Genomic DNA, 24,332 nt, shown 5'->3' on the forward strand with positions numbered 1-24,332 from the left:
TTTGCTTCGCGTATCGTCGGACAGTAACTGATATTGTTCAACTGTACGCGCAACAGAAGCTGCGCTATGAAAATCCGTTTACACGATACGCGAAGCAAAGGCTTCGCGCTACACCGCACCACACCATGAAAATCTGGGATAAAGGCATTGCCGTTGATCAAAAAATCGAGCAGTTCACCGTCGGACGCGACCGGGAACTGGATATGTACTTGGCGCAGTTCGACGTGCAGGCCTCCCGCGCCCAGGCCAACATGCTGGCCGGAGCGGGACTGATTTCCGCGGCGGAAAACCAGCAGCTGCAGCAGGGCCTGCAGGAGCTGGCCGCGCAGTTGGAAGCCGGTACGTTTACCATCGGCGAGGACTTCGAGGACGTACACTCCAAAATCGAGTCCTACCTGACCGAGCATTACGGCGACGCGGGCAAGAAAATCCACACCGCCCGCTCCCGCAACGACCAGGTGCTGACCGCCATTCAGCTGTTCCTGAAAGACTACACCCGGCGCGCGGCCACCAAAACGCTGGAGCTGGTGGAGGTGCTACTGCAGAAGGCGGAAACGCACAAAACCGACCTGATGCCCGGCTACACCCACTTCCAGGCGGCCATGCCCAACTCGTTCGGGCTGTGGTTTTCGGCCTACGCCGAGCACCTGCTGCTGGACCTGGCCCTCTTCGAGGCGGCCCACACCGTGGCCGACCAGAACCCGCTGGGCTCGGGCGCGGGCTTCGGCAGCTCCTTCCCCATCGACCGGCTGCAGACGACGCAGGAAATGGGTTTCGGCAACCTGGCCGTGAGCAGCGTGGGGGCCCAGATGCTGCGCGGCAAAACCGAGAAAACCGTGGCCTTTGCCCTGGCCGGCATGGCCGCCACCCTGGCCAAAATGAGCTACGACCTGGTGCTCTACAACGGGCAGGACATGGCCTTCGTGGAGCTGCCCAAGGAGTTTACCACCGGCAGCAGCATCATGCCCCACAAGAAAAACCCCGACGTATTCGAGCTGATCCGGGCCCGCTGCAACGCCTTGCAGGCCCTGCCCAACACGCTGATGCTGGCCACCGGCAACCTGCCCAGCGGCTACCACCGCGACTTCCAGATTCTGAAGGAAATCCTGTTCGAGCCGATGACCCAGTTTCTCGACATCCTCGACATCGTGCTGTTTGCCCTGCCCCAGCTGCGCATCAAGCCCGACCTGCTCAACCAGCCCAAGTACGACGCCGTGTTTACGGTGGAGAACATCAACCAGCTGATCCAGACCGGCACGCCCTTCCGCACGGCTTACAAGCAGGTGGGCCTGGCCGTGGAAGACGGTTCCTACGTGCCCCGCAAGCAGTTCCAGACTACCCACCTGGGCAGCGTCCATAACCTCGGTCTAGAAGAAATCCGGGCGAAGGTGGCGCGGTTCCGGGCAGGCAGTCATCTGATCGAAACTCCTGGGGCATAAAATGCCAAAATCTTGAACAACGCGCTATTGCAACTGAATTTCAGTTAATTAACTTCTAAATCGAGAATAGTAAGTAAGCACTCACCAATTAAAAGTAAGCTAACACTTACTTTATTGGAATTCGTTGTGTAATATTGCTCCCGCTATCAGATAACGATTCCCACTAGTTGCTGGCAGCCAATTCCCACGCCCTGATTATCCGGATGAATTCCCACCCTCGTCCGGGCCCCTTCGAAAGCCGCGCGGCTTTGCCCCCGGCCCTGCCGCCCGCTGGCTTTCGGAACTCACGTAGCCGGCCGATTCGGATTCTCCGAATCGGCCGGCTTCTGTTTGGAGCCGGCTGAGTGGAAGAAACAAACGGCTTTATTTTTTTGCATTACGCGTTTTTAGCGTTCTGAGCGCGAACTTGCAGCCTCAACCGATGCTCTGCCATCAACATCCCGAATCACTATATTCGGGGGCTTAACCGACTCTGTTTATGACGAACCGCAAGCAGGACATTGCCGAGGTAGCACTGCGGCTCTTTGGGGAGAAAGGTTTCGAGAACACGTCTACCCAACTTATTGCCAAGGCCGCCGGGGTTTCCGAGGCCCTGATTTTCAAACATTTCGGCTCCAAGGATCAGCTCCTGGAATTTGTTATCCGCAACGGCTACAAGCGCATCATTGAGGATAACCGCGGTGGCCTGGGCGAGCCTGACCCGCTCACGTTCATCTACAGCGTGATTGAGCTGCCCTACAAGCTGGTGCAGGCCGAGCCCCACTTCTGGAAGCTCCAGTACCGCCTCGCCGACTCCGAAATGGCCCGCCAGCAGCACGAGCGGTTCATGAAGCCCGTGCCGGCCCTGCTCCGCCAGGCCTTCGAAAAGCTCGGCTACCCTGATCCGGACAAGGAAACGGCCCTGCTGCTGCTGCTGGTGGAAGCCCTCTGGAAAATGGAAGCCACCAAAACCGAAGACCACGGCCGCTACATGCTCGACTTCATCAAAGGCAAATACCAAGCGCAGTAAATATTCTAGGCGTAGTGGCCAACCCAAGGGCCTAAAAAGCGAAGTCCCGGCCGAATTTCGGCCGGGACTTCGCTTTTTGAATGAATGCTGAACGCTCCTACAAGTGAATTACCTCCCCGTAGGCAGCGGCGGCGGCTTCCATCACGGCCTCGCTCATGGTGGGGTGCGGGTGCACCGATTTGATGATTTCGTGGCCGGTGGTTTCGAGCTTGCGGGCTACCACCACTTCGGCAATCATTTCGGTTACGTTGGCCCCAATCATGTGGGCGCCCAGCCACTCGCCGTACTTCTTGTCGAAGATGACTTTTACGAAGCCGTCCTTCACGCCGCCGGCCGAGGCTTTGCCCGAGGCCGAGAACGGGAATTTACCCACCAGAATGTCGTAGCCCTGCTTTTTGGCTTCGGCTTCGGTAAGGCCCACCGAGGCAATTTCCGGCGAGGCGTAGGTGCAGCCGGGGATGTTCTGATAGTTGAGGGGCTCGGGATGGTGACCGGCAATTTTCTCGACGCAGATAATGCCTTCGGCCGAAGCCACGTGGGCCAGGGCGGGGCCGGGCACGATGTCGCCGATGGCGTAGATGTCGGGCACGTTGGTCTGGTAGAAATCATCCACCACCAGGCGGCCTTTCTCTACTTTGATGCCCAGCTCCTCAAGGCCCAGGTTTTCGATATTGGTGACCACGCCGGCGGCGCTCAGCACCACGTCGCAGGCAATCTGCTGGTCGCCTTTGGCCGTTTTGATGGTCACGTTGCAGCCTTCGCCGCTGGTATCGACGGCCGTTACTTCGGCCGACGTGAGCACGTTCACGCCGATTTTCTTGAAGGATTTCTCCATCTGGCGCGACACTTCCTCGTCTTCCACGGGCACGATGCGGGGCAGGTATTCCACCACCGTCACTTCCGAGCCCATGGTGCGGTAGAAGTAGGCAAACTCGACGCCGATGGCGCCGGAACCCACTACCACGAGGCGCTTGGGCAGCTCGGGCAGCACCATAGCCTGGCGGTAGCCGATGATTTTCTTGCCGTCGATGGGCAGGGCGGGCAGCTCGCGGGAGCGGGCCCCGGTGGCCAGGATGATGGACTTGGCCTCGATGGTATCCTTGCTGCCATCGGCCTTGGTGAGCTCGATTTTGCCGGGGGCCAGCAGTTTGCCGGTGCCCATGATGGCGTCAATCTTGTTCTTTTTGAAGAGGAAGTTGATGCCCTTGCTCATGCCGTCGGCCACGCCGCGGCTGCGCTGAATCACGGCGCCGAAGTCGTAGCCCACTCCTTCCGCCGACAGGCCGTAGTCTTTGGCGTGGTTGAGGTACTCGAATACCTGGGCGCTTTTGAGCAGCGCTTTGGTTGGGATGCAGCCCCAGTTGAGGCAGATTCCGCCGAGCGACTCGCGCTCTACCACGCCTACTTTCAAGCCCAGCTGCGAAGCCCGGATGGCGGCTACGTAACCGCCGGGGCCGCTGCCGATAACGACCAGGTCGTATTGCAATGCCATGTTATGTTCGGTTGAAGGGTAAGAAGAAGGGCTGCGCGCCGCATCGGGCAGCCCGCAAGCCAAGCCGGGCAAAGATAGGCACCCCGGGTGAGTGTGCCACCCTTCCGCCGGCCGGAGCGGCCAAACAGTTCCGGACAAAATTTTGGGCTAACCCGCAGCCCTAACGGAACGCCGCGCGTACATAGAGCCGTTGTTGCCTAACGCTGGCCGCTGAGCCCGTTATTTCTTCTTTTTCACCTCGTTTCATGAACTCATCCATACTCTCCCTGCTGGCCGCCACTACCCTGCTGCTGGCCGGTTCCTGCGCCCGCAGCACTACCGCCGACCGGGAACGGCCAACTTCTGCCGCCCGTAATATGGCCCGGGAAACAACCATAGCCCAAACGACCGGAGCCAGCGCCGAGGCCGCTACGGCCGTTGCTTCCGTTGCGCCGACTACGGCCCCGCCGACGGTGGTGGAGCCCGCCGCCCGCAAGAACAGTACCGACTACCGGGAGGAAATCCGCCTGGCCGATGCCCGTCTGAAAGCCACCCCACGCAACTTCGAGGCCCTGCTGGCCCGGGCCAAGGCCAAGAGTCACCTCAAAGACTACAAGGAGGCCATGACCGATTACAACGCCGCCGCCCGCCTCAAGCCCACCAACGCCGAGGTGTACTATAACCGGGGCCTGAACCGTCTGAAAATGAAAGAGTACAGCGGGGCCATTTCCGACTTCAGCAAGGCCACCAAGTACAACCCCCAGGATAAAGAGGCCTTTTTTGGTCGGGGTGCGGCCAAGATGCAGATCTTCAACTATAAGTCGGCCATTCCGGACTTCACCCGGGCCATTGCCCTAGACCCCGCCTACGCCGACGCCTATGAGTACCGCGGCATCAGCTACTCCTCCATCAACAAGCCCAAAGAAGCCAAAGCCGACCTCGAAAAAGCCGCCCAGCTCAACCCCGAGGCCGAAAAAAGCCTCCGTCGTTACACGAGTAAGGAGTAGCGCTGGTTTTTTGGTTGCTGGTTGTTGGTTTGTAGTTGTTAGTTTTTGGTTGTCAGTTGTCAGTAAGAGAACGTCATCCTGAGCTTGCGAAGGATCTTATCACGGCAGAACGAGTCGTTAAAGCGGTACTCGTTCCGGCCTGACAGGATTCTTCGCAGGCTCAGGATGACGTTCTCTTACTGACAACTGACAACCAAAAACTAACAACCAAAAACTCGCGACTCACTTTCCCAGCAGGAGCTTGAGGTAGAAGCTGGGCTGGCGGAGCCGCTCGCGCAGGTCGAGGTCGAGGAACATGTTGCTGATGGTTTCGGCCAGGGTGGGGTTGTTGGCGGCGCGGTTGGCAATGAAGTTGAACAGCCAGGGGTAATCGAGCAGGCGCTGCATGGCCCGGCTCAGGCGCAGCTCCTGCCAGAGGCGGTTGTACACGGCCCCGTCGTAGCCCTTCAGGAACCCGGGCGTGACGTTTTGCGCGGCCACGGCCCGGGCGGCCCAGTCGGCAGCGTGGCGGCCCGAGACCATGGCGTGGCTGATACCTTCGCCCGAAAACGGGTCGATGAGGGAGCCCGCGTCGCCGAGCAGCAGGTAGCCGGGGCCGGAGAGCGGGCGGCGCTTGGAGCCCAGCGGCAACCCGAAGCCGCGGACCGGGCCCAGGCGCTCGGCCGTGGCAAACCGGTCTTTGAGCGCCGGGTGAGTGCGCAGGATGTCGTCGAGCCGCTCGCGCAGCTTCACCTTCTTCTTCGATACGGCTTCCGAGAGCATGCCCACGCCCACGTTGGCCTCGCCGTTGGGCAGCGGAAACACCCAGAGGTAGCCGGGCAGAAACTCCTTGATGAAGTGGAGCTCGATGAAATTATCGGGGTGCAGGCCAGTTACGCCGCGGTAGTAGGCCCGCAGGCCGGCGCAGTGGTGGGCCGGTTCCAGCGCGTGCCCGCCCACCACGCGCGCAAAATTCGACTGGGCCCCGTTGGCCACCAGCAGCAAGTCGGCCGTCACGATTTCCTCGTTATCGGCCCCGAACAGACGCCAGCGGCCGTCGGGCAGCTGCTCGTGGCGGGTGACGTCGGTGTTTTCGCGGAAGTCGATTTCAGGGCGCTGGCGCACTTCTTCCACCAGGAAGTTATCGAAGTGCAGGCGCTTGCTGATGTGGCCGGCGGCGCGGTCGTGGGCCGCGTGGTAGTGGGGCTTGAACGGCACGGCCAGGCGCCGGCCGTTGGGGGCGTAGAAATCGATGCCCCAGCTGGGTACCTGAATGGGCGCGGCCGCCAGCCGCTCCGGCAGGTCCTCCCCGATGCGGCGCAGCTCGTTGATGACTTTACCGCTGAGCGCATCGCCGCACACTTTATCGCGGGGGAAAGCGGCGCGGTCGAGCAGCAGGCAGCGGTGGCCGGCGTTGGCCAGGTGCAGGGCCGCCGTGGCCCCGCCCGGTCCGGCGCCGAGGATGCAGATGGTCATGGGGTTGGTATTTGGTGGGTGGTTTCTGGTTTTTGGCACTTGCAGCACCACGCGCTTACGTTCGCGCTGCATTGCCTCCTGGTTGCCCTCCGTTAGGGGCAAAGGTGGCAACTTAGCGGGACTTACTTTCCAGGTTGAAAGCCAAAAACCACGAACTAAAAACCAAAAACCAATACTTTCGCCCCATGACAAAACTGCTCGACGGAAAAGTGGCCCTGATTACGGGGGCTTCCAAAGGAATTGGCCGCGCCATTGCGGTGTATTTTGCCCAGCAGGGCGCCCAGGTGGCCTTCACCTACCTCTCCAGCGTGGAGAAGGGCCAGCAGCTGGAACAGGAGCTGGCCGGCTTCGGCACTAAAGTAAAAGGCTTCCGCTCCGATGCCTCCGTCTTCGCCGAGGCCGAAAAGCTGGTGGAAGACGTGGTGGCCGAGTTCGGCAAGCTCGATATCCTGGTCAACAACGCCGGCATCACCCAGGACGGCCTGCTCATGCGCATGAGCGAGCAGCAGTGGGACCAGGTGATGGCCGTGAACCTGAAATCGGTGTTCAACCTCACCAAGGCCGCCACCAAGCCCATGATGCGGGCCAAGGCCGGCAGCATCATCAACATGTCGTCGGTGGTGGGCGTGAAGGGCAACGCCGGCCAGGCTAACTACGCGGCCTCCAAGGCCGGCATCATCGGCTTCACCAAGTCGGTGGCCCTGGAGCTGGGCTCGCGCAATATCCGCTGCAACGCCATTGCCCCCGGCTTCATCGAAACCGAAATGACCGACGCCCTCGACGCTAAGCAGGTAGACGAATGGCGCAAAGCCATTCCGCTGCGTCGCGGCGGCTCGCCCGAGGACGTGGCCCAGGCCACGGCCTTCCTGGCCTCCGACAACTCGTCCTACATCACCGGCCAGGTATTGCAGGTGGATGGCGGCATGCTGACGTAGGAGTCAACGGCAATTCAGCCAAAAGTAAAAGAGCGTCAGGCCCTCACGGTGGCCTGACGCTCTTTTTTTACGGTTTCGGAACGTTGCGTTATTTATCCATTAAAAGGCAAAGCTACTCCCCCAGCCGCCGCAGATACTGCGGCGGGACGGCTTCGGTGAGCCAGACGCCGTTATCGGCTTGGTAGAACGGGTTGCCGTCGGCGTGCATTTGGGCGGTATCGACTACCAGCACCACGGGGACTCCGTGGCGGCTGCCTACCTGCCGGGCCGTGGCGCTATCGGCACTCAGGTGCACGTGCTGGCGGTTCATTTTCAGCAGCCCCTGTTCCAGGATGATTGACAGGTAGCGCTCCGTCGTGCCGTGATACAGCGTGGCGGGCGGCACCATCGGCACGTAGCCCAATTCTACCGCCACCGAGTGGCCCTGGCTGGCGCGGATGCGCTGCTGGTCGTCGGAGAGGCGGAAGCGCTGCTTGGGGCTGGTGGCCACAAGGTGCAGCAGAATTTCGCGGGTTCAGTGGCACCTGGTGGCCCCGGGCCTGGGCCAGCAGCGTATCAACAGCTACCCAGCCCTGGTCGTCCAAGCTCAAGCCCAGGTGGGCGGGGTCGTGGCGCAGCACCAGGCTCAGGAGCTTGCTGAGGCGGGTGGTTTCTTTGTCGGATAGCATTATTCTGATTCTAGCTTAAGATAATCATTAATGGCCGCATCGGATACCGCCCAATCAGCCCCTTTTATTTCATGAAGGTAGGCAAGGCCACATAGCTCAAGGGTAGAGTAACCGACCAGTCGCAGCTCCCCCTTGCGTGCCACCCACCAATCCGGCTCCTTTTCATAGAACACCTCATATCCCCTCTCAAGAAGCAGGTGATACGCGGGCGCAAGTACGTCAGCAGCGGCTGACAGACTCTCCATACTCTTCCTTACAGCACCTGCCCCAGCCCGAACAGCAGCGTGAACACGAGCGTGGTGAGGGCCATTTGCTTGAGCAGCGGGTCGAGTTGCAGGCTGTCCTGGCGCTGCCACACGGCGCGGGCGTTGCGCAGCAGCAGCGGGGCACTCAGCAGGAACAGCCACTGCCAGGGCGAGTGGTAGGTGAAGGCCACGTACAGCACGGCCGCCGAAAAGCCCAGTGCCAGCAGCAGCCAGTGGTAGCGGCGCGCGCGCACGGGGCCCAGCCGCACCGGAATCGTGATTTTGCCGGCCAGCTGGTCGGAGCGGATGTCGCGGATGTTGTTCACGTTGAGCACGGCCGTAGCGAAGCAGCCCAGCGCGGCGGCCGGCAACAGCACTGGCAGCGGCAGGGCCTGGGTCCAGACGGGCACCTGGCTGTAGGCCTGCAGGAAATAGGTGCCGCACACGCCCACCAGGCCGAAGAACACGAACACCGACAGGTCGCCCAAACCGGCGTAGCCGTAGGGCTTGCTGCCCGCCGTGTAGTTTACCGCCGCCCAGATGGCCGACAACCCCAGCAGCAGAAACGCCAGAAACACCCAGGCCCCGGCCGCGCCCAGCGCCACCCACAGCAGCAGCAGCCCACTCCCGAGCGACAACGCCCCGAACACGCCCATTCCCTTCTTCATCTGGGCCGGCGAAATGGCGCCGCTCTGCACGGCCCGCTGCGGCCCCTCGCGGTGCACGCTGTCGGCCCCGTTCTGGGAGTCGCCGTAGTCGTTGGCCAGGTTGCTCAGGATTTGCAGCAGGATGGTCGTCAGGGCCGCCAGGGCCACCACGGCGGGCCGGAACTGGCCGTGACTGGCTGCCAGAAAGCCCCCGGCCATAATGCTGGCCAGCGCCAGCGGCAACGTGCGCGGCCGAAACGCCGAAATCCAGGCTTTAGCGGGACTCAGGGGAGCAGAAGAAGTCATTGCGGGCAATGGGGGTGACAGGTGACAGGTGACAGGTGACAGGTGACAGGTGACAGGTGACAGGTGACAGGTAAAAAGAACGTCATTCCGAGCTTGCCGAGGAATCTCGCGTGCTGATGTTGCCAAAGTAATTCTGGTGTAAGAGTTACCGGCACAACGTCAGCACGCGAGATTCCTCGGCAAGCTCGGAATGACGTTCTGTTTGTACAGAAATACCGGGAGCATCGGCCCCAAATTTACGCCTTAATCCGCTGCAATGGCCGCCACGCGGGCCGCGGTCAGCTCCTGGAAGTGGGTCACGACCAGGTCGGCGTGGCTCAGGTCCTGAAGGGGTGAATGCACACTGTTGTAGCCGATGCAATAGAGGCCGGCGGCCTTGGCGGCCGTCACGCCGTTGGCCGAGTCCTCGATGACCACGCACTGAGTTCGGGGCGCGGTGGCCAAAGCGGCGGCCTGCACGAAAATGGCCGGGTCGGGTTTGGAGCGCGGGAAGTCTTCGCCGCTGAGCAGGTGGGTGAAATACGGGCCCAGCTCGAAGCGGCGCATGACCCGCCCGATGGTGGAGTGCGAAGCCGAGGAGGCCAGAATCAGCTCCAGGCCGTGGCGGTGCAGGTCTTCGATGAGGGTCCGTACGCCGTCGAGCAGCTCCAGGTCGGGCTTCTCGTCGAAGGCCCGGTTGAACAGCTCCCGCTTGCTGAGCACCAGCTCTCCTACCCCGGGCGCGAGGCCGTGCCGGTCCTTGAGGTGCTGGTACACGTTTTTGGTGGAGCGCCCGGTGAACTGCGCGTACTCGGCATCGGTAACCGCAATACCCAGCTCCTCGAAGTGGCGGAAATAGGCGTAGCGGTGAACAGGCTCAGTATCGACGATAACGCCGTCCATGTCGAAAATAACGGTCCGCATAATGGGCGAGAGAAGTAAGTGAGTCGCTGACCGGTGGTGGCCCGGACTTCCGTCCGTGGCCCGGCGGCAGGCAGCAAACGTACGAAAAAGGGCGCCGGACGGAAGTCCGGGCCACCACCCGTCAGTCTGCAAAACACCTGGCCTACTTGCGGATGGCCGTCAGCAGCTCCTCGCTCAGGGGGCTCACCTTCGAAGGATAAAAGGCCTGCACGTGGCCGGTTTCGTCGATAAGGTACTTGCAGAAATTCCAGTTCGGCTTCTCGTCCGTAACGCCGTTGCGGGCCTTGCTGCCCAGGTACTGAAACAGCGGGGCGGCATCGGGGCCGGCTACGGATACCTTGCTGAAAAGCGGGAACGTGACGCCGAAGTTCTTCTCGCAGAAGGAGGCAATCTGGGCGTCGGAGCCGGGCTCCTGGCCGCCGAAGTTATTGGCCGGGAAACCCAGCACCGTTACCTGCCCGCCGTACTGCTGGTGCAGCTGCTCCAGCTCCTTGTACTGAGGCGTGTAGCCGCACTCGGAAGCCGTGTTCACGATGAGCAGCTTGCGGCCCTCGAACCGGCGCAACGCCACCGGCTGACCATCAATGCCGTTGAGGGTGAAATCGTACACGGACTGGGCGGCAGGGGTTTCAGACATGGCAGTAGCGGCAGAAGAGGAAGAGAAAGAAGAAAAGGAGCGGGTCAGCGCGAGGCCTGCGGCCAGCAGCGCGCCCACCAAGACAACGGATTTCATACAGGGGCCGGCAAGTAGCGGATAATTCCGACAAACCGCGGCGCCCCCCCAATGTTCAGCCGGCGGCCCCGCCCGCCCCGGCCCGACGGCCCGCCCGGAAATAAATTGCCGGAATTTTGTACGTCGGCACCCGGCCCTACCCAAAAAGCCCCTACTTTCGTCAATTGCCGCACCATCACCCTTCTACTAATCTGCTCATGCATAAGACGTTCCATTCGGTCATTACCGGAACAGGCTCTTATCTACCGACCCGGATTGTCAAAAACGAGGAATTTGTTCCGACTGCGTTTTACGATGCCGAGGGCCAGCGCCTGACCAAGCCGGGCGCGGAAATCGTGGAGCGGTTTGCCCAGATCACCGACATCCGGGAGCGACGCTACGCCCAGCCCGACCAGGTAGCCTCCGACCTGGCCTTTCTGGCCGCCGAAAACCTGTTTGCTTCCTGCTCCGCCGACCGCGAGCAGCTCGATTATATTCTGGTCGCCCACAACTTCGGCGACATCACGGAAGCCAACCGCCGTTCCGATTTCGTGCCCTCCCTGGCCGCCCGCGTCAAGCACAAGCTCGGCATCGAGAACCCCAAAACCATTGCCTACGACCTGCCCTTTGGCTGCCCCGGCTGGCTCCAGGGCGTCATTCAGGCCGATTACTACCTGCGCTCCGGCGACGCGAAGCGGGTGCTGGTGATTGGGGCCGAAACCCTCTCCCGGGTCTGCGACCCCCACGACCGGGACAGCATGATTTACTCCGACGGGGCCGGGGCCGTGCTCTTCGAAGCCCGGGAAGGCGCGGTGCCTACCGGCATCCTCTGCCACGGCTCCCGCTCCGATACCCTGCAGGCGGCCCATCTGCTGCGCATGGCCACCTCCTGCAACCCCGAGTACCAGGGCCAGGAGCTGTTCCTGAAAATGGAAGGCCGCAAGCTCTACGAGTACGCCCTCAAAACCGTGCCCCAGGCCATCAAGGACTGCCTCGACAAGGCCGGCCTCGGCATTGCCGACATGGGCAGGCTGCTCATTCACCAGGCCAACGGCAAGATGGACGAGGCCATCCTCAAGCGCCTCTACGCCCTCTACGGCGAAACTGCCATTCCGGCCGGCGTGATGCCGATGACCATTTCCTGGCTCGGCAACTCCTCCGTGGCCACCCTGCCCACCCTGCTCGACCTGATTCTCAAAGGCCAGCTCCCCGGCACCACCATCACGCCCGGCGAAATTATTGTCTTTGCCAGCGTCGGGGCCGGCATGAACTGCAACGCCGTGGTGTACCAGATGCCCACGGAGTAAAGCGGGCTCAAATAAAAGTGTCATCCTGAGCGGAGCGAAGGACCTTATCACACAAGAGCAAATCTTGTCGACGTAATAAGGTCCTTCGCTCCGCTCAGGATGACGCTTTTTTGTCTTCGCCTATCGGCTACGTCGTTTTCGGGGTGAGCCACTTTTCCAGTTCGATGGGCTCGTAGGCCAGCATGGCGTCGAGGATGCCGTGGGGCTCGGGGTTGCTCAGGAGCTGGTTGCGGTTTTCGCGGCGCAGCAGGCCTTCGTCGGCCATGTGGTTGAGGGCGCGGAGCAGGTGGTCGTAGTAGCCGGCCACGTTGAGCACCCCGATGGGCTTTTTGTGCAAACCCAGCTGCCCCCAGGTGAGCACTTCGAACAGCTCCTCCAGGGTGCCGTAGCCGCCGGGCATGGCCACGAAACCTTCGGCCAGGTCGGCCATCATCAGCTTCCGCTCGTGCATGGTTTTCACCAGGTGCAGCTCGGTGAGGCCGGTGTGGGCCAGCTCTTTGTCGGCCAGGAAATCAGGAATCACGCCGATAACCTTGCCGCCGTGCTGCATCACGGCATCGGCCACGGCGCCCATCAGGCCCACCCGGCCGCCGCCGTACACCAGCGTGAAGCCCCGCTCGGCCAGGGCCTGGCCCATGGCAATGGCCTGCTGGGTGAACAATTCGTTGGTGCCGCTGCTGGCACCGCAATACACGGCTACGCTTTTCATAAGCAAACCGGACTCGGCCACGCCTCGCCCGTCATTAGTGACAAAAGAAAAAACAGCAGCAACGCCCACTACTGGCGTTGCTGCTGCACTACAAACAACTGTTAACTGTCATGCTGAGCATGACGTTCTGAGGGGAACAAGCCCCGTACCCTACTGCCGTTACATCCGCTCGGGCACCTGGATGCCCAGCAGGCCCAAGCTAGCTTTGATGGTGCGGCCGGTTTGGGCCGAGAGGGCCACACGGAATGCCCGCTTAGTTTCGTCAGTCTCCGAAAAAATCGGAACCTCTGCAAAAAGACGATTATACGCTTTAGCTATGTCGTAAGCATATTGTGCTACCACTGCTGGTGATTGGGTTCGGGCAGCTTCCGCAACAATCGACGTGTAGCGCCCTAGTTCCTGTATCAATTCACGCTCAGTAGCCTGCAGCTCAGTTATACCGTCCAAAGAAGAATTCAGATCAATATTCTTTTCGGCAGCTTTGCGCAGAATACTGCTGATACGGGCGTGGCTATACTGAATGAATGGACCAGTATGGCCTTCTAACTGCACCGATTCCTCAGGGTTGAAGAGCATGCGCTTCTTGGGGTCCACCTTCAGCAGGTAGTACTTGAGTGCGCCCAAACCCAGCATGTGGTAGAGCTGGGCCAGCTCGTCGTCGGAGAGGCCTTCGGTTTTGCCTTTTTCGAGCGTGGCGGCTTTGGCGGCTTCCACCACTTCGCGCACCAGCTCGTCGGCGTCCACCACGGTGCCTTCGCGGCTTTTCATCTTGCCCGAGGGCAGGTCCACCATGCCGTAGCTGAGGTGGTAGATGGCGTCGGCGTAGGGCTTGCCCAGCTTCTGGAGCACGGCCCGCAGCACTTGCATGTGGTAGTTCTGCTCGTCGGCAATGACGTACACGCTCAAATCGTAGCCGAAATCCTGATACTTGAGCTCGGCCGTGCCCAGGTCCTGGGTGATGTAGACCGAGGTGCCGTCGGCGCGCAGCAGCAGCTTCTCGTCGAGACCTTCTTCCTTGAGGTCCACCCACACCGAGCCGTCTTCCTTCTTGAAGAACACGCCCTTCTGCAGGCCTTCCTCCACCCGCTCCTTGCCCAGCAGGTAGGTGCCCGATTCGTAGTAATACTTGTCGAAATCAACGCCTATGTTGGTGTAGGTGGCGTCGAAGCCTTCGTACACCCAGCCGTTCATCTGCTTCCAGAGGCTAACCACGGCTTCGTCGCCGGCTTCCCAGGCCCGGAGCATGTCCTGGGCCTCCAGCATCATGGGGGCCTGGCGCTTGGCTACGTCGGGGGCCACGCCTTCGGCTTCCAGCTGGCGCACCTGCTCGCGGTAGTGCTTCTCAAACAGCACGTAGTACTTGCCGGCCAGGTGGTCGCCCTTGATGCCGGCGCTCTGCGGGGTTTCGCCCTGGCCGTACTGCTGGTAGGCCAGCATGGATTTGCAGATGTGGATGCCCCGGTCGTTGACCAGGTTAGCCTTCGTGACGGTGGCGCCGGTGGCTTTCAGAATCTCGGCCACGGAGTAGCCCAGGAAGTTGTTGCGCAGGTGGCCCAGGTGCAGGGGCTTGTTGGTGTTGGGCGAGGAATACTCCACCACCACGTTGCGCGGGCCTTCGGTAGTGACGGGCGCGCCGGCCGGCTGCTGGCGCAGGTCGGTGAACAGCTTCACCCACTCGGCGTCGGCAATTTCCAGGTTGAGAAAGCCCTTCACCACGTTGTAGCCGCTCACGATGGGCGCGTTGGCCACCAGCCACTCCCCTATGGCCTGCCCGATCTGCTCGGGACCCTTGCCCAGGGTTTTGGTGAACGGGAACGTAACGAGCGTAAACTGGCCGGCAAACTCCTTGCGCGTGGGCTGCAATGTGAGTTGGGCGGCGGGCACTTCGGTGCCGAATACGGACTGGACAGCCGCCCCGAGGGCGGATTTGAGGGTTTGTTCGAGTTGTTGCACAGGGATAATGCGAAAAGGAAGCCCCGGGGCTTCGGCACAGGTTGAGGTCAGGAACACCGGCGGAAACGGCGGCAGCGTAAGTCCGGGCCACGGGGGCCGGTACTTACGCTAGAATCGTCGGAGCGCAGGGAAACAGTGAGTCAACATGAAGGCGGCGGGAGCGGGCCGCGCCGGGCTGCTCCCGCTACAAAGGTAGACACCCACCCCGAAGCCACCGAAAAAACTTACCGGCTCACCACCTTCTCCATGCGCAAACGGTTCTGGATGGCATCGGTGGCGGCTCGCCGCTGGTCTGGGACTGCTATATTTGCCAGCGTTAGTGTTTTCTACTTCTTATTCGATTGCTCGTGCGTTCCTCTCTTCTTGCTGCCCTGGCCCTGCTGGGCTCACTACTGCTAGCCGGCTGCCGCCCGGATAAAGACCCCGCGCCCGACCCCTGCGCCGCCGCCCAGGCCAACCCGCTCACCTTCCGCTTCCTGGAAAACTACGGCACGCCCACCCCCGACACGGCCTACGCCAAGCAGGACATCACCTTCGAGGGGCCCGGCGCCCCCTACACCAGCTACGAGTGGCGCGTGGGCAACGACGCGCGCCGCTTCACCGACCGCCGGTTCAGCCTCTACTTCGACGAGCGCGACGCCGGCAACTACCCCGTGCGCCTGATTGCCCGCCGCCCGCCCAACACCCGGTGCTTTCCCCAGGACGACGGCGTGGACACGCTCACCCAGGTGCTGCACCTGGTGCCGCGCTCCTTCCGCCAGGGCCCCATTTACGGCAAGTTCCAGGGCAGCACCACCGATGCACCCAGGGACACGTTCACCATCCGCATCTTCCAGGGCCTGGACCCCTACAACGTGGGCAGCCCCATCCAGTACGATTTCCTGCGCAACCTGAGCCGGGGTTGCCAGTCGCCCTACTTCACCCTGGGCCTGACCTGGCGCGGCATTCAGTTTGATTACGGAGGCAACGATTTTAGCTGCCTGACGGAGAGCGGCATTGGCTACCTGACCACCCGCGACTCCATTCGGGTGGACTACTCGCAGTTTGAGAATGACCGCAGCCTCAAGCGCGTAAACCGCGTTTTCCGGGGCAAGCGGGTGCGCTAGAAAGCGGCTTCGTCCCACAAATCACGCGCCTCCTGCCAGTAGCTGACAGGAGGCGCGTGGTTTACCGGCTCACCACTTCGTCCATGCGCAGGCGGCGCTGGATGGCGTCGGTGGCGGCTTCCAGGATGTCGAAGGCGTTCTGGGCCATGGTGTTTTCCGAGTCGAGGGTGGGGTTGATTTCCACCATCTCGAAGCACACCACCCGGTCGTTTTCGAGCAGGGCGCGGCACAAACTGATGGCTTCCTCCACGTTGAGGCCCTCCTCCACGGGCGTGCCGGTGCCCTTGCTGAAGCGCGAGTCCAGCGAGTCCACATCGAAGCTGATATACACCAGGTCGCAGAAGCGCAGCCGCTCGTAGATTTCGCGGGCCACCTGCCGGGTGCCCTTCTCCTTTACTTCGGCGAGTTGGTAGTTTTTGATGCCCAGGCGCTCGATAATGGCGTTTTCCTCCTCCTCCGTGTCGCGCACCACCACGTACACGAGGTGCTCGGCGGTGAGCTTGGGGCCGGGTTCGCCCAAATCCTGGAGGCGCTGCCAGAAAAACTCGGTTTCGGCCTCGGGGGCGTTGCGCTGGCACTGGCGATTATCGTCGCCGAGGCTGATGGCCAGCGGCATGCCGTGCACATTGCCCGAGGGCGTGGTGTAGGGCGAGTGAATGTCGGCGTGGGCATCAACCCAGACGACGCCCAGCGTTTTGTGGGGGTAGGCGGCCTTAATGCCGGCAATGGTGGCGGCGGCCGAACTATGGTCGCCGGCCAGCACGAGCGGGAATTCGCCCAGGCGCAGGGTTTGCTCCACGGTGCCGGCAATGGCCTTCTGCACCGTATAAATGGAATCGATGTACCGGGCGTAGGGGAAATGATTCCGGTCGAAGAGCACGTGGTTCTGGTCGGGCACCTGGACCGCGTTGAACCGTCGGAAGTAATCGGAGCCTTTGTTAAGGCAGGCCACCTTCAGGGCGTCGATGCCCATACTGGCCCCGCGGGTTCCGGCCCCGAGTTCGGAGCGGACTTCCACAAGCTTAATGCGTCGCATACTACATTGGCAGAAAAGAGGTTAGAGTGGTTAAGTAAGTAGTGAGTAGCTGGTATTGAGTAGTGAGATGATATAGTCAAGCAAACATCATCTCACTACTCAATACCAGCTACTCACTACTTACCAAATGCTTGCCGATTGAGGGGATGATACCTCCCCTCAGGCTTGACGCGCGCGGACCTTCCGGTGCAACCAACGAACAAAGCACAACCAAAACCCCGCGCACGGGGTATCTTTGCGGATGCAATTTAGTGCATAGTTGATAGTGCTTGGTGCTTGGTGTGGAGTTTCCTCTTCGTACTTGCCCAGCCAGACTGCTACGCATCCCGTACTCTTTCCTTTTGTTTCCACCCCTAAGCACTAGGCACCCAGCACTAGGCACTACTAAATGGATACCTACCACGACCTCATCTCGCAGACCTTTGACTTCCCGACCGACGAGTTTACGGTGGAAAACAATGAGCTGCGCTTCGAAGGCATTGATCTGATGGCCCTCGTGAAAAAGCACGGCACGCCGCTGCGCCTGGCCTATTTGCCCAAAATCAGCTCCCAGATTCAGCGGGCCCAGGCCTGGTTTAAGCGCGGCATCGAGCAGACGGGCTACCGGGGCAAGTACTCCTACGCCTACTGCACCAAGGCCTCGCACTTCAGCTTCGTGGTGGAGGAAGCCCTCAAAAACGACGTGCACATCGAAACCTCGTCGTGGTTTGATACCAACATCATCCGGGCCATGTTCGCCAAGGGCCGCGTGACCAAGGACACGTTCATCATCTGCAACGGCTTTAAAACCGAAGAGTACAAGCACGAAATCACCCGCCTCATCAACGACGGCTTCGTGAACTGCATGCCCATCCTCGACTCGCCCAACGAGGTGGATTACTACCACGATAACGTGCGCGAAAAGTGCCGCGTGGGCATGCGCCTGGCCTCCGACGAGGAGCCGCGCTTCCAGTTCTACACCTCCCGCCTGGGCATCCGCTACGCTGATTCGGTGGCGCTCTACGAAAGCAAAATCAAGGACGACCCGCGCTTCGAGCTCTCGATGCTGCATTACTTCATCAACACCGGCATCAAGGACACGAGCTACTATTGGTCGGAGCTGAGCCGGTTTGTGCACCAGTACTGCGAGCTGCGCAAGGTCTGCGATACGCTCACGACCATCGACATCGGTGGCGGCCTGCCCATCCAGACGTCCATTCAGAAGGAGTACGATTACCCCTACATGATTGAGGAAGTGCTGCGCACCATCAAGCGCATCTGCGACGAGGAAGGCGTGCCGGAGCCGGACATCTTCACCGAGTTCGGCATCTTCACGGTGGGCGAATCGGGGGCCACGATTTACTCGATTCTGGACGAGAAGCTGCAGAACGACAAGGAGCTCTGGTACATGATTGACGGCTCGTTCATCACGAACCTGCCCGACACCTGGGCCCTGAACCAGCGCTTCATCATGCTGGCCCTCAACGGCTGGAACAAGAAGTACAAGAAAATCCAGCTCGGCGGCCTCACTTGCGACTCCCAGGACTACTATAACGCCGAAAAGCACATCTACCAGGTGTTCCTGCCCGAGCGCAAGCCCGCCACCGATACCGAGCCGCTCTACGTGGGCTTCTTCCACACGGGCGCCTACCAGGAAAGCCTCTCGGGCTACGGCGGCGTGAAGCACTGCCTGATTCCGGCCCCCAAAATCGTGATTCTCGACCGCGACGCCGAGGGCAACCTCACCGACCGGGTGTTTGCCGAGGAGCAGACCGGCGAGTCGATGCTGCGTATCCTGGGTTACGAAGTATAGCCCCCGGCCAACCCGGCCAGCGGCGAAAACGGGAGTTCCGGCCGGAGCTCCCGTTTTTTTATCGGCCCCGGCGGGTCCCTCGCCGAAGCCGGCGTATTCCTGAGTTGCAAGCCGTTGCCCGGCAGGTTACCTTTACTGCCGACACGTACTCCGGGCGGTGCCCTTTATTTATCAGACTCATGAAAAAACTTCTCCTCTTCGCCTGCGTGGCCGGCCTCGGCCTGGGCTCGTGCAACAAAAAAGCCCAGTGCCCGGCTTACAGCAGCACCAAGGACGCGGTGCGCGTTTCCTCGCCCATCATGGCCCAGCACGCCACCCCTGCCCCCGAACGTCAGTAGGCTCCGGCCCGCTTGCCTATATGTTAGGAAGGCTTCTCTCCGTGGTGGAGGGGAGCCTTTTTGCATTCCGGCCGGATGAAAAACTTAGGCAGTACCAACAATTTCGCGGCAGTTGAATCGTTTGGCGGCCGACGGGGTTCTTCGTACACGACCTGCTCTCCCCCGGCTCGCACACCTTTTTAGCATTTTGCCATGAAAAAGCTTCTTCTATTGGGCGTACTGGTTTCGTTGGGAGCCGTATCCTGCCGCAACCAGTGCCCGGCCTATTCGGCCACCAAACCGGCCACCCGGCAAGCGGCTCCGGTAGCCGCCCCGGTGCTGGCCAGCACCGCCGCTACCGCGCCACTGTACTAACACGGTTGCCCGCTGCCGATGCCGGCCGCTTTTGCCCCGGGGCGGAAGCGGCCGACGTCGTTTAGAATACTCCTATCAATCAGCCGGCGGCCAGAATCAGGCCGGTGGCGGCGCGCAGGTCGGCTACGTGGGGCTGGTAGCCGGTGGCTTCGTCGGGACCCACCAGGATGCCGCGCACGCCTACTTTGTGGCCGGCGGCGATGTCGCGCGGCCGGTCGCCCACCAGCCAGCACTGGGCCACGTCGAGGCGGAACCGGGCCCGGGCCTGCTCCAGCATCAGCGAGTCGGGTTTGCGGCGCAGGCTCTCCGAGACGCTGGGGTGGCCGGGAGCGTAGTAGAGGGCGTCAATCAGCCCGCCCACGGCCTGCTGGAGCTTGGCGTGGCAGGCCTGCACATCGGCGGCGGAGTAGAGGCCCCGGGCGATGCCGGCCTGGTTGGTGACCACGATGAGCAGGTAACCGGCGGCCTTGAGGCGGGCCAGGCTCTCGGCTACGCCCTCCATGACCACGAATTTCGCCGGCTCCCACACGTAGGTCCCGATTTCGTGGTTCAGCACGCCGTCGCGGTCCAGGAATACGGCTTTGTTACGGAGTGTCATCGGGCAGAAGAAAGTAAGTGAACAGGCCGCAAAGGTAGCCCGCCGCCGGTAGTTCAGCCCCCATCCGCCGCCCGTGGCCCGCCCGGCCCGCTACAACGACTTGGTGAAGCTGACCTTGATTTTGAGCTGAAACTCGCCGATGACCTTAAAGATTTCCTTGAGCGTGACCTGCTCCACCTGGGTCAGGGCCGTGGGGTCGAGGTAGTTGGTGGGCGCCTGCCGGTCGTGGATGAGCTGGCGGGCCTGCTTCTGGAGGCGCATGCCCATGAGGTAGTAGTAGGCCTGCAGCAGCTCCTGGTATTCCTGCTCCCGAAACACGCCTTGCTCGCGCAGCCGGGCCAGGCGCGCGCCGGTATTGGTCTCGAAAATCTGGTGGCGCAGGGCGTACACCCGCACCACGTCCACGATGGGCGTCATGGCCTTCTTGAGGTCGAACACCTGCTGGCCTTCCTGCTCGAAGGTGCGGAACCGGCCCCGGAATGAGGTCAGGGGCGGCTCGTACTGCAGGGCGTTGCGGGCCATAAAGAACAGAAACCGGTCGAGCGGCTGGGTCAGCTCTTCGCGCAGAAACGCGTGGAGCTCCTCCATCAGGCCGGCCTCGCCGTAGAGGTAGCGGCAGTCGAAGAAAGTGGCCATGCGCATCACCGTTTCGGGGTTCGACTCGCTCATCCACTCCTGGTAGTTGCGCTTCCAGTGCGAGAGGGAGTGCGTCCACTTGGGGTTTTTGGCCATGAAGCCGCCCGTGCAGTGGTGCAGGCCAATCTCGTTCAGCTCGTCGGAAACGGCCGTGGCGAAACGCAGAAACCAGGCCCGCACTTCCTCCCGGTGCTCGTTGGCCTTGTCTTCGTAGATAATGGCGTTGTCCTGGTCGGTGAGCAGGGTTTGCTCCTGCCGGCCCTCGCTGCCCAGCACCATGAACACGAACCGGGCCGGGGCCGGCCCCTGGGCCGCCAGCACGCGCTCAATCACCGTCAGGGCCACGGTATCGGCCACGGTGCTGATGACCTGGTTCACGATGTCGGCCTTCACGCCCCGGCTCAGCAGCTGGTTTACAATGTCGGGCACCATGTCCCAGCGCCGCTTGAGCTCCCGGGTGCTCTGGGCCAGCTTCACGGCCTGAATGAACATGAACGGCGACTGGGCCAGGTCGGTGAGCAGCTTGTTGCGGCTCAGAAAGCCCCGGTAGCCGCCTCCGGCCTGCTCCACCAGCAGGTAGCGGGTCTTGGTCTGGAACATGCGCAGCACCGCCTCGTGCACCAGCGCCGACTCGGGAATGCTGACCAGGGGCGTGGCGGCCACGTCCGCCACCGGCCGGCGAGGGTCGAGGCAGCGGGCAATAACGGCGTCGCGCAGGGTGATATCGGTGCAGTAGCCCACCACCTCTTTGGCCGCATCGAGCACGAACAGGCAGCTGACCCTGGCCGCCGCCATGCGCCGGGCGGCCTCGTGAATGGGCAGGTGGCCGGGGCAGGTGACCAGGGCCCGCACCTCCAGGGTGCTGATGCGGCGCGAAAACAGCTGGTCGGCCACCAGGTAGTTCTGCTCCGGCGCGGCCTGGGGCTGCACGAAGTGGGCGTACTCCTCATCGAGCATCCGCTCCCCGAAGCGGGCCGTGAAGTAGTGAAAAAACGGTGCGTAGGCCAGGCACAGCGCCCGGAAGTCGCGGCGGGGCAGGTGCAGCACCCGGGTGCGGGCCTGCACCCGCACCGTGCGCAGGGAGCGTTTCTTGTTGAGCAGAATCGACATGCCGCCGTAGCAGGTGCCGGGCCCGTAGGTTTCGGCCAGGCGCTGGTGCTGGTCGCTGTCGAGAAAGAAGGTTTCGTAGCCGCCCGCCACGATGATGTCGAGGCTGCGCAGCTTGCTGGTGCCCTGCTCGTAGAGCAGCTTCTGGTGGGGGTGCTCCTCCTCCACCAGCAGGTCGAGCACGCCGCGCACCACCTCCTCGGGCAGCAGGTTGAAGGGCACCACGGTCCGTAGAAACGCCAGTCGATTATCCATTGCCAAACCAGTAAAGCCCCAGCAGCAGGGCAACCACCATCAGGAGAAGCCAGCCCAGGCCGAAGCGGCCCCGGCCGGAGTCCTGCTCCCGGCCGGGTTCCGTGAGCCGCGGCTGACCCGTGAGTACGCCGGCCGGTATCAGGCCCCGGCGGCGCAGCTCAAAAAAACAGCGGGCCGTGGCCGCCGCGTCCACGGCCGCATCGTGCTGCCGCGCCAGGGCCTCCCTGAACAGTTCCTGGTGCAGCTCCTGGAGCCGCAGCTGCCGCCCCGGGCTGCCCAGGCGCGCGTCCTGGGTGATGCGCATGGTGCAGAACTGCGGCAGCCCGGGCAGCGGATTGGGTAGCCCCGCCCCGGCCAGTGCCGCCCCAATCACGTGGAAGTCGAGGCGCAGAAAATGGCCGACTACCCGGGGCTGGTACCGTTCCAGATCGGCCAGCAGACGGGCCAGCACGGCGGCCGGAGCCTGGCCGTGCTGGGCCAGAAAGGCCTCCGTGAGCCCGTGCACAGCTTCGGCCGCGGCCGTCATCCGCCCGGGCGGCACGCGCAGGTAGGCCTGGTCCTGCCTGATGAGCTGGCCCTCGACGGTGAACACCTGCCAGCCCAGCTGGGCAATGGCCGGCCAGTGCCGCGGCCGGGCATAGGGCCGGTTCCAGCTGGTGGGCAGGCCGGTGGTTTCAGTATCCAGAAACAACAGGTACTGCTCACTCATGCCTCGGCCGGGCCGGGCCGGGACACCCGCAACGAAGAGCCGCGCACCAGCAGCTCCGGCTGGAGGACCGTCTGCCGGGGCGTGAAGGGGGTGCTGCCGGCCTCAATCTGTTCCAGCAACAGGCGCACGGTGGCCTGCCCCATTTCCTCGCAGCGCTGGTCGATGGTCGTGATAGTAGGCTCGGTAATGAGCGTGAAAGCCTCGTTGCTGAAACCACTGATAGCCACGTCCTCGGGCACCCGACGGCCCTGCCGCCGCGCCTCCTGCAGGGCCCCGAGGGCACAGTAGTCGCCGGCCGAAAATACGGCGTCGGGCGGGTTGGGCAGCTCCAACCACCGGCGCATGGCCGCCGCCCCTTCCGCCTGGGCCATGTCGGTGAACACCACCAGCTCCTCCTCCAGGGGCAACCCCGCTTCGCGCAGGGCCGCCAGGTAGCCCTGGTAGCGGTTTTTGTAGATACTCAGGTGCTGGGGCCCGGCCAGGTGCGCCACCCGTCGGCAGCCCTGACTGAGCAGGTGCCGGGTCGAAATCAGGGCCCCTTCGTGGTCGTTGAGCACCACGGCATTCACGTCCTCGCCCCCCATACTGCGGTCGAAAAACACCAGCGGCAGGCCCCGGCTGCGTACCTTCTCGAAGTGCTGGTACGTGCTGGTAGTGCGCGCCAGCGACACCATAATGCCGGCCACCTGGGCGCTGAGCAGGGCTTCCACGTTGCGCTGCTCCTGGGCCGCGTCCTCGTTCGACTGGCAGATGATGACGTTGTAGCCGGCCCGGCTGGCGGCCGTTTCGATGCCGTGCACTACCGAGGGGAAGAAGCGCCCCTCAATGTAGGGCACGATGATGCCCAGCAGCTGGCTTTTGCCCTTGCGCAGGGCCGCGGCCAGGCGGTTGGGCTGGTAGTTGTACTTTTTAGCCAGCTTGAGCACCCGAGCCTTCATTTCCGGCCCGATGCTGTGGTGGTTGCTCAGGGCCCGGGAAATAGTAGTCATCGAAACGCCCAGCTCCCGGGCCAAGTCGGCCATGGAAACGGGGCTGTTGGTGGTGAGTGCGGCGGGGTTCTTTTTACGAGGAGCCATGTACGAGGGCGCTACACAATGCTTTGTGTAAAGAAAGTATTTTACCCCCGTCGGCAGCGCCGGTTTCCGGGAAACCGCAACAGGGGGCGAATGGCAGCATACGCGAAGTTCCGAAAAGATAATTGCCCAGGGCAGGGAGGACCGGAAGATAGATTATTTTCTCCAAATCCGGCTCCCGCGCCTACTTAGGGCTGCCGTTCGGGCCGGGGTGCGGCCGCCCAACGCCCCCCCGCGGCCCGCGCCATCTCCGCCCGACAGACCGAATAGTCGGACTGTACCTAACACAAACGTTTGTGTTAAGAGGCGTATTTCGCTACTTTTGGAAACACCCAGCCCTCATTGGCTACCGGTACCGATTCCGGTCCTTTCTTTCGGGCCGGCAGCTTGCGCCCCAGCATCGAAAGACCCTATTTCACTCCTGCACTTTCTACTTTCTTCGCTTCATTTCGCTTCCTTCTGCCGTGCCCGACTCCACCGATTCTCTTGCCCAGCAAAGTGTGAACACCCTCCGGCTGCTGTCGGTGGATATGGTGCAGGCCGCCAACTCCGGCCACCCCGG

General features: G+C 62.2%; 22 protein-coding genes and 1 pseudogene. 9 read left to right on the plus strand and 14 right to left on the minus strand.

The features are described from left to right. Positions 1-125 precede the first annotated feature (125 nt). Positions 126-1,439: an argininosuccinate lyase gene (argH, locus tag KLP40_RS11090; protein WP_215593847.1), complete on the plus strand. Its 1,314-nt coding sequence runs from the start codon at positions 126-128 to the stop codon at positions 1,437-1,439. Positions 1,440-1,917: 478 nt separating this feature from the next. After that, on the plus strand, positions 1,918-2,448 hold the full coding sequence (locus KLP40_RS11095) for a TetR/AcrR family transcriptional regulator (RefSeq protein WP_215593848.1): 531 nt from the start codon (positions 1,918-1,920) through the stop codon (positions 2,446-2,448). A gap of 97 nt (positions 2,449-2,545) precedes the next feature. Here KLP40_RS11095 and lpdA read toward each other — a convergent pair whose 3' ends face one another. Continuing rightward, entirely contained in the window at positions 2,546-3,940 is a 1,395-nt protein-coding gene (gene lpdA / locus KLP40_RS11100) for a dihydrolipoyl dehydrogenase (RefSeq protein WP_215593849.1), read from the minus strand. Positions 3,941-4,185: 245 nt separating this feature from the next. Here lpdA and KLP40_RS11105 point away from each other — a divergent pair, with 245 nt between their 5' ends. Next, a complete protein-coding gene (locus KLP40_RS11105) occupies positions 4,186-4,926 on the plus strand; it encodes a tetratricopeptide repeat protein (protein ID WP_215593850.1) in 741 nt (246 codons plus the stop codon). A gap of 222 nt (positions 4,927-5,148) precedes the next feature. On the opposite strand, the gene KLP40_RS11110 is transcribed toward KLP40_RS11105, so the two are convergent. Beyond that, complete coding sequence (locus tag KLP40_RS11110; protein ID WP_215593851.1) at positions 5,149-6,381, minus strand: geranylgeranyl reductase family protein; 1,233 nt, start codon at positions 6,379-6,381, stop codon at positions 5,149-5,151. A 185-nt stretch (positions 6,382-6,566) separates the two neighbouring features. Between KLP40_RS11110 and fabG the strand changes: the two genes are divergently transcribed. Beyond that, complete coding sequence (fabG, locus tag KLP40_RS11115) at positions 6,567-7,316, plus strand: 3-oxoacyl-[acyl-carrier-protein] reductase (protein ID WP_215593852.1); 750 nt, start codon at positions 6,567-6,569, stop codon at positions 7,314-7,316. 112 nt (positions 7,317-7,428) lie between these two features. Here the strand turns inward: fabG and KLP40_RS11120 are convergent, their stop codons facing one another. From KLP40_RS11120 to KLP40_RS11135, 5 genes and pseudogenes are all read right to left on the minus strand, one after another. Next, positions 7,429-7,806: an RNA 2'-phosphotransferase gene (locus KLP40_RS11120; protein WP_317196767.1), complete on the minus strand. Its 378-nt coding sequence runs from the start codon at positions 7,804-7,806 to the stop codon at positions 7,429-7,431. 94 nt (positions 7,807-7,900) lie between these two features. Further along, a pseudogene (locus KLP40_RS21540) lies at positions 7,901-7,984 on the minus strand (RNA 2'-phosphotransferase); the annotation flags it as partial. Positions 7,985-8,237: 253 nt separating this feature from the next. Continuing rightward, positions 8,238-9,182 (minus strand): 1,4-dihydroxy-2-naphthoate polyprenyltransferase, encoded by a 945-nt coding sequence (locus KLP40_RS11125; protein WP_215593853.1) that lies wholly within the window; start codon positions 9,180-9,182, stop codon positions 8,238-8,240. 243 nt (positions 9,183-9,425) lie between these two features. Continuing rightward, entirely contained in the window at positions 9,426-10,085 is a 660-nt protein-coding gene (locus tag KLP40_RS11130) for an HAD family hydrolase (RefSeq protein WP_215593854.1), read from the minus strand. A 142-nt stretch (positions 10,086-10,227) separates the two neighbouring features. Further along, on the minus strand, positions 10,228-10,722 hold the full coding sequence (locus KLP40_RS11135) for a glutathione peroxidase (protein ID WP_246558775.1): 495 nt from the start codon (positions 10,720-10,722) through the stop codon (positions 10,228-10,230). Between the two features lie 293 nt (positions 10,723-11,015). On the opposite strand from KLP40_RS11135, the gene KLP40_RS11140 reads away from it, so the two are divergent. Next, entirely contained in the window at positions 11,016-12,104 is a 1,089-nt protein-coding gene (locus KLP40_RS11140; RefSeq protein WP_215593856.1) for a 3-oxoacyl-ACP synthase III family protein, read from the plus strand. A 127-nt stretch (positions 12,105-12,231) separates the two neighbouring features. Here KLP40_RS11140 and KLP40_RS11145 read toward each other — a convergent pair whose 3' ends face one another. Then, positions 12,232-12,813 (minus strand): LOG family protein, encoded by a 582-nt coding sequence (locus KLP40_RS11145; RefSeq protein ID WP_215593857.1) that lies wholly within the window; start codon positions 12,811-12,813, stop codon positions 12,232-12,234. Positions 12,814-12,972: 159 nt separating this feature from the next. Beyond that, positions 12,973-14,766: an arginine--tRNA ligase gene (gene argS / locus KLP40_RS11150; RefSeq protein ID WP_215593858.1), complete on the minus strand. Its 1,794-nt coding sequence runs from the start codon at positions 14,764-14,766 to the stop codon at positions 12,973-12,975. Positions 14,767-15,113: 347 nt separating this feature from the next. On the opposite strand from argS, the gene KLP40_RS11155 reads away from it, so the two are divergent. Further along, a complete protein-coding gene (locus KLP40_RS11155) occupies positions 15,114-15,872 on the plus strand; it encodes a hypothetical protein (RefSeq protein WP_215593859.1) in 759 nt (252 codons plus the stop codon). 61 nt (positions 15,873-15,933) lie between these two features. Here KLP40_RS11155 and KLP40_RS11160 read toward each other — a convergent pair whose 3' ends face one another. Further along, complete coding sequence (locus tag KLP40_RS11160) at positions 15,934-16,908, minus strand: arginase (protein WP_215593860.1); 975 nt, start codon at positions 16,906-16,908, stop codon at positions 15,934-15,936. A 388-nt stretch (positions 16,909-17,296) separates the two neighbouring features. Between KLP40_RS11160 and KLP40_RS11165 the strand changes: the two genes are divergently transcribed. The 3 genes from KLP40_RS11165 to KLP40_RS11175 all read left to right on the plus strand — a co-directional run bounded on the left by KLP40_RS11165 (position 17,297) and on the right by KLP40_RS11175 (position 19,392). After that, on the plus strand, positions 17,297-18,700 hold the full coding sequence (locus KLP40_RS11165) for a type III PLP-dependent enzyme domain-containing protein (protein ID WP_215593861.1): 1,404 nt from the start codon (positions 17,297-17,299) through the stop codon (positions 18,698-18,700). Between the two features lie 179 nt (positions 18,701-18,879). After that, positions 18,880-19,038 carry a hypothetical protein gene (locus tag KLP40_RS11170; protein WP_215593862.1) on the plus strand — a complete coding sequence of 53 codons (159 nt, stop codon included), beginning with the start codon at positions 18,880-18,882 and terminating at the stop codon, positions 19,036-19,038. A gap of 192 nt (positions 19,039-19,230) precedes the next feature. After that, positions 19,231-19,392, plus strand: coding sequence for a hypothetical protein (locus KLP40_RS11175; protein WP_215593863.1), 162 nt, complete (start codon positions 19,231-19,233; stop codon positions 19,390-19,392). 79 nt (positions 19,393-19,471) lie between these two features. On the opposite strand, the gene KLP40_RS11180 is transcribed toward KLP40_RS11175, so the two are convergent. The 4 genes from KLP40_RS11180 to KLP40_RS11195 form a co-directional block, all read right to left on the minus strand. Next, positions 19,472-19,990, minus strand: a complete 519-nt coding sequence (locus KLP40_RS11180) for a D-glycero-alpha-D-manno-heptose-1,7-bisphosphate 7-phosphatase (protein WP_215593864.1) — start codon at positions 19,988-19,990, stop codon at positions 19,472-19,474. Between the two features lie 90 nt (positions 19,991-20,080). Further along, positions 20,081-21,988, minus strand: coding sequence for a DUF294 nucleotidyltransferase-like domain-containing protein (locus KLP40_RS11185; RefSeq protein WP_215593865.1), 1,908 nt, complete (start codon positions 21,986-21,988; stop codon positions 20,081-20,083). Then, a complete protein-coding gene (locus KLP40_RS11190) occupies positions 21,981-22,697 on the minus strand; it encodes a 3'-5' exonuclease (RefSeq protein WP_215593866.1) in 717 nt (238 codons plus the stop codon). The genes KLP40_RS11185 and KLP40_RS11190 overlap by 8 nt, the downstream gene beginning before the upstream one ends. Further along, positions 22,694-23,773, minus strand: a complete 1,080-nt coding sequence (locus KLP40_RS11195) for a LacI family DNA-binding transcriptional regulator (RefSeq protein ID WP_215593867.1) — start codon at positions 23,771-23,773, stop codon at positions 22,694-22,696. Before KLP40_RS11195 ends, KLP40_RS11190 begins: the two co-directional genes overlap by 4 nt. Positions 23,774-24,332 lie beyond the last annotated feature (559 nt).

It is taken from the genome of Hymenobacter piscis (assembly GCF_018760735.1).
In the GTDB taxonomy this organism is placed as follows: Bacteria; Bacteroidota; Bacteroidia; order Cytophagales; family Hymenobacteraceae; genus Hymenobacter; species Hymenobacter piscis.

Bases quoted from the DNA above. Each gene is read 5' to 3' on its own strand.
- argH (WP_215593847.1), top strand. From the start codon at position 126: ATGAAAATCTGGGATAAAGGCATTGCCGTTGATCAAAAAATCGAGCAG.
- KLP40_RS11095 (WP_215593848.1), top strand. From the start codon at position 1,918: ATGACGAACCGCAAGCAGGACATTGCCGAGGTAGCACTGCGGCTCTTT.
- lpdA (WP_215593849.1), bottom strand. From the start codon at position 3,940: ATGGCATTGCAATACGACCTGGTCGTTATCGGCAGCGGCCCCGGCGGT.
- KLP40_RS11105 (WP_215593850.1), top strand. From the start codon at position 4,186: ATGAACTCATCCATACTCTCCCTGCTGGCCGCCACTACCCTGCTGCTG.
- KLP40_RS11110 (WP_215593851.1), bottom strand. From the start codon at position 6,381: ATGACCATCTGCATCCTCGGCGCCGGACCGGGCGGGGCCACGGCGGCC.
- fabG (WP_215593852.1), top strand. From the start codon at position 6,567: ATGACAAAACTGCTCGACGGAAAAGTGGCCCTGATTACGGGGGCTTCC.
- KLP40_RS11125 (WP_215593853.1), bottom strand. From the start codon at position 9,182: ATGACTTCTTCTGCTCCCCTGAGTCCCGCTAAAGCCTGGATTTCGGCG.
- KLP40_RS11130 (WP_215593854.1), bottom strand. From the start codon at position 10,085: ATGCGGACCGTTATTTTCGACATGGACGGCGTTATCGTCGATACTGAG.
- KLP40_RS11135 (WP_246558775.1), bottom strand. From the start codon at position 10,722: ATGTCTGAAACCCCTGCCGCCCAGTCCGTGTACGATTTCACCCTCAAC.
- KLP40_RS11140 (WP_215593856.1), top strand. From the start codon at position 11,016: ATGCATAAGACGTTCCATTCGGTCATTACCGGAACAGGCTCTTATCTA.
- KLP40_RS11145 (WP_215593857.1), bottom strand. From the start codon at position 12,813: ATGAAAAGCGTAGCCGTGTATTGCGGTGCCAGCAGCGGCACCAACGAA.
- KLP40_RS11160 (WP_215593860.1), bottom strand. From the start codon at position 16,908: ATGCGACGCATTAAGCTTGTGGAAGTCCGCTCCGAACTCGGGGCCGGA.
- KLP40_RS11165 (WP_215593861.1), top strand. From the start codon at position 17,297: ATGGATACCTACCACGACCTCATCTCGCAGACCTTTGACTTCCCGACC.
- KLP40_RS11170 (WP_215593862.1), top strand. From the start codon at position 18,880: ATGAAAAAACTTCTCCTCTTCGCCTGCGTGGCCGGCCTCGGCCTGGGC.
- KLP40_RS11175 (WP_215593863.1), top strand. From the start codon at position 19,231: ATGAAAAAGCTTCTTCTATTGGGCGTACTGGTTTCGTTGGGAGCCGTA.
- KLP40_RS11180 (WP_215593864.1), bottom strand. From the start codon at position 19,990: ATGACACTCCGTAACAAAGCCGTATTCCTGGACCGCGACGGCGTGCTG.
- KLP40_RS11185 (WP_215593865.1), bottom strand. From the start codon at position 21,988: ATGGATAATCGACTGGCGTTTCTACGGACCGTGGTGCCCTTCAACCTG.
- KLP40_RS11190 (WP_215593866.1), bottom strand. From the start codon at position 22,697: ATGAGTGAGCAGTACCTGTTGTTTCTGGATACTGAAACCACCGGCCTG.
- KLP40_RS11195 (WP_215593867.1), bottom strand. From the start codon at position 23,773: ATGGCTCCTCGTAAAAAGAACCCCGCCGCACTCACCACCAACAGCCCC.